Source organism: Agrobacterium sp. ST15.16.024 (genome assembly GCF_027956545.1).
In the GTDB taxonomy this organism is placed as follows: Bacteria; Pseudomonadota; Alphaproteobacteria; order Rhizobiales; family Rhizobiaceae; genus Agrobacterium; species Agrobacterium cucumeris.
In genome coordinates this window covers 138390-151886 of record NZ_JAQKGO010000001.1, presented here as the reverse complement: position 1 = coordinate 151886, position 13497 = coordinate 138390, and the positions used below count along the sequence as shown (strand labels likewise).

Below are 13497 nucleotides of genomic sequence, written 5' to 3'. Positions count from 1 at the left end.
TTCGGGTGACACAGGCAATCGTCGTGATGGGAGTGAGCGGCTCTGGCAAGTCCACGGTCGCAGAGGAGCTGGCGGAAAAACTGGGCATCGCCTTTATTGAAGGCGACAAGCTTCACCCGAAAGCCAATGTCGATAAAATGTCCGAGGGCATTCCACTGACGGACGAAGATCGCTGGCCCTGGCTGGACCTGATCGGCGCGGAACTGCGCAAGGGCAGCGAAGGCAACGGTGTCGTCGTATCATGCTCGGCACTCAAGAAAATCTACCGTGACCGGCTTCGCACGGCCACTGGCAGCCCGCTTGCTTTCGTTTATCTGGATGGCAGCCTGGAGCTTCTCAGCCGGCGCATGGGTGAACGCAAGGGCCATTTCATGCCGCTCTCGCTGCTTCAGACCCAGCTTGCGACGCTGGAAGTGCCGACCGGCGAACCGGGCGTCGTCACCGTCAGCATCGACACCACACCGGAAGAAATCGCGAAAAATGCGCTTTCCGGCCTTAAAACAGTGACGTTCTAACTCCCTGTTTCATTGCATTTCCGGAGGCGAAACCGCTTCGCGCTTTTGCTGGAAATGCTCTAAAAGCCGAGCCTGTCCCGCATGCCGTACCACCAGGCGCCAAGCACGGTCAGCGGCACGCGGAAGGTCTTGCCGCCGGGGAACGGATAGTTCGGCAGCGAACTCCAGACATCGAAACGTTCGGCGTGGCCGGCAACGGCCTCGCCCAGTATCTTGCCGAGCAGATGTGTGGTCGTGACGCCATGGCCGCTGTCGCCATGCGAAAAATAGATATTGTCCGAAAGCCTGCCCATATGCGGGATGCGCGTTAGCGTCAGCGCAAAATTGCCGCTCCAGGCGAAGTCGATCCTGGTCTTTTCCAGTTGCGGAAAGGTTTTCAGCATGTTCGGGCGGATAACGCCGGTCAGGTCGGCTGGGTCGCTGCCGCCATAACCGATGCCGCCGCCGTAAAGCAGGCGGTTATCCGAGGTGCGGCGGTAATAATCAAGAATGTAATTGGCATCCTCGACGCAATAATCCGCGGGCAAAAGCGCTTCGATCAGATCGGCATCGAGCGGTTCCGTCGCCATGACCTGACTTGAGACCGGCATCATCCGCTCACCGATTTCCGGCAGCAATGTGCCGAGATAGGCATTACCGCAGACGAGCACATATTTCGCCTTCACGCTGCCCGTCGCCGTGCGCACCACGGGGTTTGCACCCTGTTCTACCGAGATCACCCGCGAATTTTCGAATATGCGGGCACCGAGGCTTTCGGCCGCCGCCGCCTCGCCCTGCACCAGATTGAGCGGGTGGATGTGGCCGCCGAGGCGGTCGATCATGCCGCCGGCATAACGGTCGGACTTTACATAAGTACCGACATCCGCCCTGGAGACCATTTCCAGCCCGCCATGGCCGTGCTTTTCCCAATGGGCCTTGTGAGCCTCCATTTCGCGGATCTGTTTCGGCGTAAAGGCGGCAAAGAAGCCACCATCGACGAGATCGCAATCGATGGCATATTTGGCGATGCGTTCCCGGATAATTGCGCCACCTTCCAGCGACATTTCCCCGAGTTTAACTGCCTTGTCGTTACCATAACGCCCGGCGATGGTTTCGAGATCACGGCTATAGCCATTGACGATCTGGCCGCCATTGCGGCCCGAGGCGCCGAAGCCGACACGCACGCCTTCCAGTACGATGACGGCATAACCGCGTTCACTGAGTTCAAGTGCTGCGGAAATTCCGGTGAAACCGCCACCGATGATGCAGACATCGGCTTCCAGCGCGCCTTCGAGCGTTGGTCGCACGGATTTGACATTGGCGGAGGCCGCATACCATGAGGATGTGTGGCCCGGATTGGGGATCGTCGTTACCTCAGCCATTTCACACCGTCCTGATATAGGCGTCATATTCGACGTCGGTTACGCGCAGGGAAAATTCGGAAAGCTCCTGCTGCTTGCAGGCAGAAAACAAGGTGCGGTACTTCTGGCCGAGCGTCGCATAGGCAAAGCTCGATCGCGTGAAGCGCTGCAGGGCGTAATCCCAGTTGGTGGGCAGCGGTTCGTGATTGATCGCATGGCTGTCACCGGCGATCGCACCGCCGGGCTGGCGCTTTTCCTTCATGCCGGCAAGTGCGGCACTCAGGATCATCGCCACAACCAGATAGGGGTTGGTATCGGCACCGGCCACGCGGTGTTCGATGCGCGTCGCGGCCTTGCTGGCAACGATGACACGCACCGCCGCCGAGCGGTTGTCGATGCCCCATGAGGCGTAGGTGGGCGCATGTTCGCTCGGCGTCAGGCGACGATAGGAATTGGCATGGGGGGCGAAGATCGCCATGCTTTCCCCCATGTTTTCCAACAGGCCGCCAACCGAATGCATCAGCGCATCCGACGGGCCGTTTTCGCCTGCATAGATGTTCCTGCCGTCCTTATCGAGAACGGAAAAATGCACATGCATGCCGTTGCCCGCCTGCAAGCCGTAAGGCTTGGCCATGAAGGTGGCGTCGAGTTCATGCCGCCGCGCCACGCCCTTGACGATACGTTTCAGGAAGACGGCGAAATCGGCGGCCTGCAAGGCGTCCGGCACATGGTTGAGGTTGATCTCATATTGCCCCGGCCCGTTTTCGCGCAATGTCGTATCGGCAAGCACGCCCTGTGCCCGGCAGGCGGTGGCGATGTCGTGGAAGACATCCTCGAAATCCTGCAATTCGGAAATCGACAGAACCTGGGTCTGGCCCGTGTGCCAGCGCCCCTCGCGGCTGTGCGGCGGGCGCACGGGATCCAGTGCGGAGCGGACCGGATCGATCAGGTAAAATTCAAGTTCGGTCGCCACGACCGGCGTGAGGCCGGCCTTCTTATAGGCGCTTAGAACCTGCGAGAGAACATGGCGCGGATCGCCATAAAAGCCGGTTCCATCCGGGTTTCTCATCGCCAGCAGAACCTGCGCCGTTGGACGGCCAAGCCATGTCACACGCGACAGTGTACCCGGAACAGGGAAACAAAAACCGTCGGGATCGCCCGTGCCTTCGGCAAGGCCTGCGGCGTGCACATCCCGACCCCAGATATCCAGCGCATAAACGGAGCGGGGAATGGCCATTCCCTTTTCGAGAACGTCGATCGCCCTCTCACGTGGAATCCATTTGCCGCGCGGAACGCCGTTCGCGTCTATGACGAAGGCTTCGAGAATTTCGATATCGGGGTTATCGGCGAAAAATTTCTTTGCTTTTTCAATATCATCCATCATGCACCAGCAGGCCGTTTCTCTTCTGTTTCGCGCGCGGAAGCGCTTCGCTAACGAAAATCATCCTGCTGCTGATAGATGAGAAACCTCGCCACCATGATGACGTTTGCCCCTTTTCCCCTTTGATAAGTCTATGTTACGTGGCCCGCCGCAGGAAGGCCAGCGGATTCGGCCATCAGGGATTGAACCTTTCCGGGCGATAGGCGTCGATGGCGATAACAGGCGTTTCGCCGGCCATGGTTTCCGCCAGCACACGACCGGTGATCGGCCCAAGTGTGAGGCCGTGATGAGCGTGGCCGAAGGCAAACCACAAGGTCCTGTGGCGCGGTGCCCTGCCGATAACCGGCATCATGTCAGGCGTGCAGGGGCGTGCGCCCATCCACGGCTCCGCATCCAGCCGGCCGCCAAGGGGAAAAACGGTACGGGCCACCCGTTCCGCCCGCTCGATCTGCACGGGGGATTTCGGCGCATCGCGTTCGGCAAATTCAGCACCCGTCGTCAGACGGATGCCCTTGCGCATCGGTGCCAGGAAATAACCGCGCTCGGCATCGATCAGCCAGTTGTTGAGCTTTGTCCCTTCCTGCGGCGCATAATGCATGTGGTAGCCGCGCTTCACCCCGAGCGGGAAGCGATAGCCAAGCCTTTCCGTCACGATATCGGCCCATGGGCCAAGCGCCACGACGGCATGCTCGGCCTCAACTGCACCGGTTTCGGTACGCACCGTCCATCCACTTACCGTCTGGCTAAGCGTCGACGCATCTCCCCGGACAAAGGTTCCGCCGTAGCTCTCAAACAGTCTGAGATAGGCGAGCGTCAGCGCGTGCGGATCGAGCACCGACCAGGGGTCGTTCCATTTCAGGCCGCCGACGAAATCCCGGCTGAGATGCGGTTCGGCGGAAGCAAGCTCATCAGCATCGAGTTTCGTGTGGGAAATGCCGTGGTCACGCGCCAGACGCTCGGCGAAGGCATAGTCGGCATCGCGCCTTGCGGCTGTCCTGTAAGCCTCCATCCAGCCATTCTTCACGATCAGATCGCCAGCCTTCGCCTCATCGATCAAAATGCTGTGTTCAGAGACAGAATGTTCGATCAGCGGCGCATAGGCACGGGCAATTGCCGCGTGGCGCGTGGCTGCGGAACTGTACCAGTAACGGCTGAGAAAAGGCGCGATCTTCGGCAAAGCGGAGAGGTGATAGCGGGCATCGATGCTGTTGTTCAGGGAATAGCGCAGCAGCAGGGCGAGATCCTGAGGAAAGGCGTAAGGTACGACACCTTCTCTCTGGATCAGCCCGGCATTACCGAAGGAGGTCTCCTCGCCCGGTCCGCGCCGATCGACCAGCACCACCGATTTCCCCCTTCGGGCCAGTTGCAGGGCGACCGAGACCCCGATGATCCCCGCTCCCAGAACAATCACATCCGCTGCCATGGCAATCAATCCGTTTCCGCATCACGTCTCTCGCAACATGGGTCGGCATTTTTCGCAAAGCAACAGAAAAATCATTACCTTAATAGAAACAGCGATGCGACTACTGGCTCACCGCTTTGGTTTCGACAGCCTCGATATTGAAGGCGGCCGCCAGCAGCGCCCTGGTATAATCCTCCTGCGGATTGGCGAAAATCTCCGCCGCCGGGCCGCTCTCCACCACCTTGCCGTGGCGCATGACGATCAGGTCATTGGCGAGTGCTTTCACTACCTTAAGGTCGTGGCTGATGAAGAGGTAGGCAAGTTCGTGCTTGGCCTGGAGATCACGCAGCAGATCGACGACCTGCGCCTGCACGCTCATGTCGAGTGCCGATGTCGGCTCGTCCAGCATGACGAAACGGGGTTTAAGTACCATGGCGCGGGCGATGGCGATGCGCTGGCGCTGACCGCCGGAAAATTCATGCGGATACCGCCAGCGGGTGGCCGGATCAAGGCCGACCTCTTCCAGCGCGGTAGCGACACGCGTATCGCGCTCATCGGCGGACAGGGACCGCTCGTGCACCTTCAGTCCCTCGGCGACGATTTCACCCACAGACATGCGCGGGCTGAGCGACCCATAGGGATCCTGAAACACCACCTGCAACCGGTTCCTGAGCGGCTTCATCATCTCATAGGAATAATGATCGATCGACTGGCCGATGAAGCTGATGCGCCCCTTGGATGCGATCAGCCGGGAGAGCGCCAGACCAAGCGTGGTCTTGCCCGAGCCGGATTCGCCCACCACGCCCACCGTCTGGCCGGCGCGCAGGGTAATATCGATGCCATCAACCGCCTTCACATGGTCGACAACCCGGCGCATCAGCCCGGCCTTGATCGGGAACCAGACCTTGATGTCGTCACCCTGCATGACCACCGGTTTGCTGGCATCGGAATGCGGTGGCTCGCCTTTGGGTTCGGCTGCAAGGAGATGGCGCGTATAGGCATGCTGCGGATCGGTAAACACCTGCTCCACGGTGCCGGTCTCGACGATCTTGCCCTTGGTCATGACACAGACGCGATCGGCAAATTTGCGAACGATGCCGAGGTCGTGGGTGATGAACAGCATGGACATGCCGTGCTTGGTCTTCAGATCACTCAGAAGCTCGAGGATCTGCGCCTGTACTGTCACGTCGAGCGCCGTGGTCGGCTCATCGGCGATCAGCAGTTTCGGCCGGTTGGCAAGCGCCATGGCGATCATCACGCGTTGCCGCTGGCCGCCGGACAATTCATGCGGATAGGCTTTCAGGCGTTTTTCCGGCTCGCGGATGCCGACCTGCAGCAACAGTTCCAGCGTGCGTGCCCGCGCCTCAGCCCCGGTGATTGCCTGGTGCAGCTCGAGAATCTCGCCGATCTGCCGCTCGATGGTGTGGAGCGGATTGAGCGATGTCATCGGCTCCTGGAAAATCATGGTGATGTCGTTGCCCCGCACCGCGCGCAACGCCCGTTCCGGCAGGGTCAGCATATCCTTGCCGTCAAACAGGATTTTCCCGGAAGGGTGGCTTGCCGCCGGATAGGGCAGCAATTTGAGAATGGAGTTCGCGGTCACGGATTTTCCGGAGCCGGATTCGCCAACGAGGGCAACGACTTCGCCCGGCATCAGGTCGAAGGACACGTGATCGACGGCAACGCTGGTCGCGCCACCCTGATGGAAAGCGACCGAAAGGTCACGGACAGAGAGAAGTGGCTGGATGGTTTTTTCCGTCATGGCGATCACCGGAACGTCTTGCGTGGATCGAAGGCGTCGCGCACCGCTTCACCGACGAAAATCAACAGTGAGAGCATGATGGACATGGTGAAAAACGCAGTGAGGCCAAGCCACGGGGCCTGAAGGTTGTTCTTGCCCTGCGCGATCATCTCGCCGAGCGACGGCGATCCCGGCGGCATGCCGAAACCGAGGAAATCGAGCGAGGTGAGCGTCGTGATCGAACCGGAAAGGATGAACGGCAGGAAGGTTAGTGTTGCCACCATGGCGTTGGGCAGAAGATGCCGGAACATGATCGTCCAGTTGCCGACACCGAGTGCACGTGCAGCACGGACATATTCGAAGTTTCTGGCGCGCAGGAATTCCGCACGCACGATGCCGACAAAGCCGACCCATGAGAAAAGCAGCATGATGCCGAGTAGCACGAAGAAACCGGGTGGAAGAATGGCCGCAATGATGAGCAGGATGTAGAGCACCGGCATGGACGACCAGATTTCGATGAAACGCTGCAAAAGCAAATCCGTCCAGCCGCCAAAATAACCCTGAATGGCGCCGGCGGTGACGCCGACTAGGGCCGACGCGATAGTCAGCGTCAGGCCGAACAGCACGGAGATGCGGAAACCATAGATCATCCGCGCCGTGACATCGCGTGCCTGATTGTCGGTTCCGAGCCAGTTGAGATTGCCAAGCGTGCAGCCGGGGTCGGCATTGCCCTGCGGGTAGGCCGAGCAACGGTCTTTTTCATCCATCAGCCAGAAGGGCGCGGTGGGCGCCGAATGGGGAATATTGGAATTGACCGTCTGATAGGAATAGCGGATCGGCGGCCAGATCATCCAGCCATTGGCGTTGATTTCGTCCTGGATGAAGGAGGATTTGTAATCGGTCTGGGCCAGGAAGCCGCCGAATTTCTCCTCGGGATAATCGACCATGACCGGCACCAGAATCTCGCCCTTGTAGGAAGCGAGAATGGGTTTGTCATTGGCGATGAATTCCGCGATCAGGCTCAGGAAAAACAGGACCAGAAACAGCCAGAAGGACCAGTAACCGCGCCGGTTTGCCTTGAAATTCTGCCAGCGGCGCTTGGTGGTCGGCGAAAACCATGGGCGCTTCGGCTTTACCAGTGTTTCGGCAGCGGCGGTGTGGGCAAGCGTCATCACACGTCCCTCCGCTCGAAATCGATGCGCGGATCGATCCATGTATAGATGAGGTCTGATATGAGGCCGACAACGAGGCCCATCAGCGAGAAGATGAAGAGCGTGCCGAACACGATCGGGTAATCACGATTGACGACCGAGAGATAACCGAGGCGGCCGAGACCATCCAGCGAAAAGATGTTCTCGATCAGCAGCGAGCCGGTGAAGAAGGCCGAGATGAAGGCGCCCGGAAAACCGGCAATCACGATCAGCATCGCGTTGCGGAAGACATGGCCGTAGAGAACCTTGCGTTCGGTGAGACCCTTGGCGCGGGCGGTGACGACATATTGCTTCTTGATCTCGTCGATGAAGGAGTTTTTCGTCAGGAGCGTCGTCGTTGCGAAGGCCGAGAGCGACAGCGCGATCAATGGCAGCGTCAGGTGCCAGAAGTAGTCGATGATCTTCTGCCACCAGTTCAGCTGGTCAAAATTATCCGATACCAGGCCGCGCAGCGGGAACCAGTCGAAGAACGATCCGCCGGCGAAAAGCACGATGAGCAGGATACCGAACAGGAAGCTCGGCACCGCATAACCGATGATGATGATGCCGGAGGTCCAGACATCAAAAGTCGAGCCATCGGAGACGGCTTTTTTGATGCCGAGGGGAATTGAGATGATGTAGGAGATGATCAGGATCCAGAAACCAAGCGACATCGACACCGGCAGCTTGTCGATGATGAGATCGATGACCGAGGAATTGCGGAAGAAGCTGTCGCCGAAGTCGAAGCGGATGTAATTCCACATCATTTCGAGAAAACGGGTGAGAGGCGGCTTATCGAAACCGAACTGCTTCTCGAGCTTGGCGATCAGTTCCGGATCAAGGCCCTGCGCGCCGCGATATTTTGAGCCGCTTTCATCAAAACCGCCGGACTGACCCATAAGATCGCCGCCGCCAGAAAGCCGGTCGGAGGCGCTGTCGCCCTGCCCCGTCAGCTGCGCGACGACCTGCTCCACCGGGCCGCCCGGTGCAAACTGGATGACGAGAAACGAAATGCCCATGATGCCGATGATGGTCGGGATCATCAGCGCCAGACGTCTGAGGATATAGGCGCCCATCAGCCTTTGTTCCCAGCCGATATGTCAGCGGTTTTCGTCTCTCTCAAACCCTGTCCTTTCCTCAAAAGCGCTCTTCCGCGCTCCAAGCGATTCGTTTCGCCCTATGTGAATCAAGCCTTCGGCGCGAAAGCAAGACCGGCGTCAGTTTCCGGCCTGGCTGGACCACCATGCATCCGGAAAACCGATGCCATATTCGGGCAGGTTTTCAGGGCGGGTGAGCGTGTTCCAGTAAGCGAGGAACATCTCGCCGCGGTAAAATTGCGGAATGACGTAGCTGTTTGCCAGGAGCACCCGGTCGAGCGCCCGCGCCGCGGCCACCTGTTCATCCCGGTTGGGCGCAAATATGACCTTTCTGACCAGCGCATCGACGGCGGGGTTCTTGATGCCGGCAAAGTTGTTGGACCCCTGCCGATCGGCGGCGGCCGAGCCCCAGAAATCCGCCTGTTCATTGCCGGGATTGGCCGATGTCGCCCAGAGCTTGACGGCGATATCAAAATCGAAGCTGCGGGTGCGGTTGGTATATTGCGAGGCATCAACCGTACGGATCGTGGCATTGATGCCGATCTTCTTGAGGTTCTGGACATAGGGCAGGATGGTTCTTTCCATGCCGGAGGAATCGATCAGGAATTCCATATCCAGCGGCTGTCCCGTTGCCGCATTGACCATGCGGTTGCCACGCAGTTCGTAACCGGCGTCCTTCATCAGCTTCACCGCCTCGCGCAGATTGTCGCGCTGCTTGGCAGGATCGCCTGCCACCGGGTTGCGGTATTCGGTGGTGAAGACTTCCGGCGGAACCTGATCCTTCAACTCCTGCAAGAGTTCCAGTTCGCGCCCGGTCGGCAGACCGAAAGAGGCGAGCTCGCTGCCCATGAAGAAGCTGTTGATGCGCTGGAACTGACCGTAGGCCAATGTGCGGTTCAGCTCTTCGAAATCGAAGGCGTAATTGAGTGCCTTGCGCAGGCTGGGATTCTGGAACTTTTCACGGCGCATATTCGGCACGAAGGCCTGCATGATGCCGACGGAGCGATAGATATTCGGCAGTTCCTCTTTCTTGACGCGGCCTTCCTTGACGGCCGGAAAATCATAACCCGTGACCCAGCGGCTGGATGAGGCTTCCTGCCGGAAATCGACGGTACCGGATTTGAAGGCCTGGAATTCCACATCCTGATCGGAAAAGAAGCTGTAGGTGATGGTTTTGAAATTGTTCATCCCGACATTCACATTGACGTCCTTGCCCCAATAATCATCGCGACGCTCATAGGTCATCGTGGAACCGGGAGACAGCGAGGCGATCTTGTAGGGGCCGGAGCCCATCACCGGCTCCAGCGTGCCACGGGAGATATCACGCGGCTTGCCGTCCGGGCCGGCGGCTTCCCACCAGTGCTTGGGAACGATGAGCAACTGCCCGACGATCTGCGGCAGCTCGCGATTGTTCTTTTCATCGAAGGTGAAGGTGATGTCCCTTTCGCCGCTCACCTCCGCCTTGGTGACGTGGGTATAATAGGTGGCGAGCTGCGGGCTCAGGTCCTTGGCTTTTTCGAAGCTGAAAATCACATCCTCCGGCGTCACCGGCTTGCCATCCGCCCATTTGGCCTCCGCCCGCAGCCGGAAGGTGGCTTTCGAAATATCGTCGGGATAGCTGACGCCCTCTGCCAGAAGCCCGTAGGAGGCCGACAGCTCCTCCTCCGTCGATTTCATCAGCGTATCGAAAACCAGGGAGAGGCCAGTCGCCGCCTCGCCCTTGGCGAGCAGCGGATTGAGCGTATCGAAGGTTCCCGTCGTCGACATGCGCAACGCACCGCCTTTCGGCGCCTTGGTGTTCACATAGTCAAAATGATCGAAACCATCCGGATGTTTCAGTTCCCCGACCGTCGAAATCCCCTTTCGCCAGACATCGCCCGACTGGGCAAAGGCCGCCGCTGGTATCAGCATAGCGGATGCCGCAAGGGCGATCACAAGGCGGGATTTCAGTGGAGCCAATATCATGCGGGGCGGTTCCTGTTTTCGTGTTTGTTGAAGAGAGCATAAAACAAACATGGGCAAAAAACAGATGCTTCGGCTCACAAGCTCTTTATCGGCACCCTTAATTCCCTGCTTTGCAGAAACGGGGCGAAACATGGTTTCAACAAAATCCCGTTCCAGTTTATTCTAGGGGGAAGAGAATCATCTGATCGGACGGACACGGCTATATGACGGCGGGATCATCGAGAGTTTTCAAGGCGGCCATGCTGGCGATTTCGGTCGTTTCCGCGCTGCAGTTGCAGATGGAAACCGCATCGGCCGAGGACCGGCCTGCGAAAGAAGTTTTCGGCCATATGGCCCTGCCCTCCGCAGCAACCTCCCAGCCGATCGGCTCCTATGCCAAGGGCTGCCAGTCCGGCGCCATCGCCATGCCGACCGATGGTCCCGGCTGGCAGGCCATGCGGCTTTCGCGCAACCGGCGCTGGGGCCAGCCGCAGCTGATTTCCTTCCTCGAACGCTTTTCGCAGGATGCCCAGAAAATCGGCTGGCCGGGTCTGCTGCTCGGCGATATTTCCCAGCCGCGCGGCGGGCCGATGCTGACCGGCCATGCCTCGCACCAGATCGGCCTCGATGTGGATGTCTGGTGGCGGCCGATGCCTAACCCCCGGCTGAGCGTGGAGCAGCGCGAAACGGTGCCGTTCATCTCCATGCTGGACAAGAGCAAGTTTCTGACGGTCGATGACCGCAAATGGTCACCGCTGAATGCCCGGCTGGTGATGATGGCGGCAAGCTATCCGCAGGTGGAACGCGTTTTCGTCAACCCGGCCATCAAGCAGAAGCTCTGCCAGACGTGGACCGGCGACCGCACCTTCATGGGCAAGATCAGGCCGATCTATGGGCATGACGAACATTTCCATATCCGCCTCGAATGCCCACCCGGCGCGCCGAACTGCAAGCCGCAGGCGGCCGTGGGCAAGGGCGATGGCTGCGACAAGTCGCTCGCCTGGTGGTTTTCCAAGGAACCATGGGCAGCACCGAAGAAGGACCCTAACGCCAAGCCGGTGAAACCGCGACAGGTGATGGTCTCCGACCTGCCCGCCGCCTGCGCCGCCGTGGCTGCCGCCCCTTCCGCCAACCCCGAGGGTATTGCTGCGCAGGCCTATTCCCCAGCACCGGTTCAGGCCGTGCGCCAGCAAAGCGTCGAACAGGTCATTCAGAACGCTCCAACCCTGCAGCCACCTTCGGATATTCCGCTTCCGACCCAACGTCCGACATTGAACTGAAACAGAAATGAAGCATTCAACAGCTTCCCTTTTCAAATGGCGGCAAGCTGTTATAGAAGGCTTCAAATCGATTTAATTCTTTACGGGGACAGGCTGGGACCATGGAAGGGCAACGCTGTATCGCGCTCATCGCTCACGACGAGAAAAAAGACGATATGGCGGATTTCGCCCGTCATCACCAGAAGGCGCTCTCCAGTTTCAGGATCGTCGCCACCGGCACGACCGGCGGGCGGGTACAGGAAGCCTGCCCGGGGCTCGAGGTCGTTCGTCTGAAAAGCGGGCCGCTTGGCGGCGACCAGCAGATCGGAGCGATGATCGCCACCGGCGAGGTGGATATGCTGATCTTTTTCACCGACCCGCTGACGGCCATGCCGCATGATGTGGATGTGAAAGCGTTGACCCGGCTTGCCACGGTTTACGACATTCCCATGGCGCTCAACCGCGCCACCGCAGAAAACCTGATCGACTTCAACTCCGCCGACTGACCCGCACCCACCAATATGGAACAGGCAATGCCGAAGACGTCCGATACCGAATATCTGTCCTTTCCGATCCTTCTTGGCGACATCGGCGGCACCAATGCCCGCTTTTCCATTCTGATCGATTCCTTTGCGGACCCCGTACACCTGACCACGGTAAAGACCGCGGAATATCCGACGATCGACGACGCCATCCAGCAGGCGGTTCTGGACAAGACCTCGCTTCAGCCGGTCTCGACCATTCTTGCGATTGCCGGCCCTATCGAAGGCGACGAGATACCGCTCACCAACTGCCACTGGGTCGTCAAGCCGAAGGGCATGCTGGCTAATCTCGGCCTGAAGGACGTCATCGTCATCAATGATTTCGAAGCACAGGCCCTGGCGATTGCAGCGCTTGATGACGACAACCGCGAGCCTATCGGCTCCGGCAAGAAAGACATGCTGGCGTCGCGCGTCGTTCTCGGACCGGGCACGGGCCTCGGGGTCGCCGGTCTGGTTTACGCCCGCCATATGTGGTTCCCGGTACCCGGTGAGGGCGGCCATATCGATGTCGGCCCAAGGAGCGCGCGTGATTATGCGGTTTTCCCGCATATCGAAACCATTGAGGGCCGTGTTGCCGGCGAGCAGATCCTGTGCGGACGCGGACTGGTCAATCTCTACCGCGCCATCTGCAAGACCGATGGCATCGAGCCCGTCTTTTCCGACCCGGCCGATATCACCTCGCAGGGGCTTTCGGGCCAGAATGCGCAGGCAAAAGAAACGCTTTCGCTTTTCAGCACCTATCTCGGCCGTGTGGCTGGCGATCTCGCGTTGATTTTCATGGCCAAGGGCGGCGTTTATCTCGCCGGCGGCATTTCGCAGAAGATCATCCCGGCGCTGAAGAGCCCGGAATTCCGGGCCGCATTCGAAGACAAGGCGCCACACAGCGCGCTGATGCGGACCATTCCGACCTTCGTTGTCACCCATCCGCAGGCGGCGCTTTCCGGCCTCGCCACCTATGCCAGAACGCCTTCCGATTTCGGCCTGGCGCTGGACGGGCGGCGCTGGAGAGCCTGACCCGCTCGCCTCTCAAAGGGAACTACCCTTCCCATGTGGCGCTTGCGAAGCGAGCGGCTGGTCTTTAACGTC

The 13497-nt window shown here is 59.4% G+C and carries 11 protein-coding genes; 4 read left to right on the top strand and 7 right to left on the bottom strand.

What is annotated here, in order from left to right:
• The first annotated feature begins 26 nt into the window (after positions 1–26).
• Positions 27–515: a gluconokinase gene (locus tag PL640_RS00705; RefSeq protein WP_065114584.1), complete on the top strand. Its 489-nt coding sequence runs from the start codon at positions 27–29 to the stop codon at positions 513–515.
• Positions 516–574: 59 nt separating this feature from the next.
• Here the strand turns inward: PL640_RS00705 and PL640_RS00700 are convergent, their stop codons facing one another.
• From PL640_RS00700 to PL640_RS00670, 7 genes are all read right to left on the bottom strand, one after another.
• The gene (locus PL640_RS00700; RefSeq protein ID WP_271360524.1) at positions 575–1876 is read right to left on the bottom strand and encodes an NAD(P)/FAD-dependent oxidoreductase; all 1302 of its coding nucleotides are present in this window, start codon (positions 1874–1876) and stop codon (positions 575–577) included.
• A 1-nt stretch (position 1877) separates the two neighbouring features.
• Positions 1878–3239: a glutamine synthetase family protein gene (locus tag PL640_RS00695; protein WP_161991293.1), complete on the bottom strand. Its 1362-nt coding sequence runs from the start codon at positions 3237–3239 to the stop codon at positions 1878–1880.
• A 172-nt stretch (positions 3240–3411) separates the two neighbouring features.
• On the bottom strand, positions 3412–4659 hold the full coding sequence (locus tag PL640_RS00690) for an NAD(P)/FAD-dependent oxidoreductase (protein WP_271360523.1): 1248 nt from the start codon (positions 4657–4659) through the stop codon (positions 3412–3414).
• Positions 4660–4759: 100 nt separating this feature from the next.
• Positions 4760–6400 carry an ABC transporter ATP-binding protein gene (locus PL640_RS00685; RefSeq protein WP_271360522.1) on the bottom strand — a complete coding sequence of 547 codons (1641 nt, stop codon included), beginning with the start codon at positions 6398–6400 and terminating at the stop codon, positions 4760–4762.
• Positions 6401–6405: 5 nt separating this feature from the next.
• The gene (locus PL640_RS00680; RefSeq protein WP_142840807.1) at positions 6406–7551 is read right to left on the bottom strand and encodes an ABC transporter permease; all 1146 of its coding nucleotides are present in this window, start codon (positions 7549–7551) and stop codon (positions 6406–6408) included.
• Complete coding sequence (locus tag PL640_RS00675; protein WP_046799187.1) at positions 7551–8645, bottom strand: microcin C ABC transporter permease YejB; 1095 nt, start codon at positions 8643–8645, stop codon at positions 7551–7553. Before PL640_RS00675 ends, PL640_RS00680 begins: the two co-directional genes overlap by 1 nt.
• A gap of 141 nt (positions 8646–8786) precedes the next feature.
• A complete protein-coding gene (locus PL640_RS00670) occupies positions 8787–10631 on the bottom strand; it encodes an extracellular solute-binding protein (RefSeq protein ID WP_271360521.1) in 1845 nt (614 codons plus the stop codon).
• A 203-nt stretch (positions 10632–10834) separates the two neighbouring features.
• Between PL640_RS00670 and mepA the strand changes: the two genes are divergently transcribed.
• The 3 genes from mepA to PL640_RS00655 all read left to right on the top strand — a co-directional run bounded on the left by mepA (position 10835) and on the right by PL640_RS00655 (position 13425).
• Positions 10835–11890: a penicillin-insensitive murein endopeptidase gene (gene mepA, locus PL640_RS00665; RefSeq protein WP_271360520.1), complete on the top strand. Its 1056-nt coding sequence runs from the start codon at positions 10835–10837 to the stop codon at positions 11888–11890.
• A gap of 101 nt (positions 11891–11991) precedes the next feature.
• Positions 11992–12375 (top strand): methylglyoxal synthase, encoded by a 384-nt coding sequence (locus PL640_RS00660; RefSeq protein ID WP_271360519.1) that lies wholly within the window; start codon positions 11992–11994, stop codon positions 12373–12375.
• Between the two features lie 27 nt (positions 12376–12402).
• The gene (locus PL640_RS00655) at positions 12403–13425 is read left to right on the top strand and encodes a glucokinase (protein WP_271360518.1); all 1023 of its coding nucleotides are present in this window, start codon (positions 12403–12405) and stop codon (positions 13423–13425) included.
• Positions 13426–13497 lie beyond the last annotated feature (72 nt).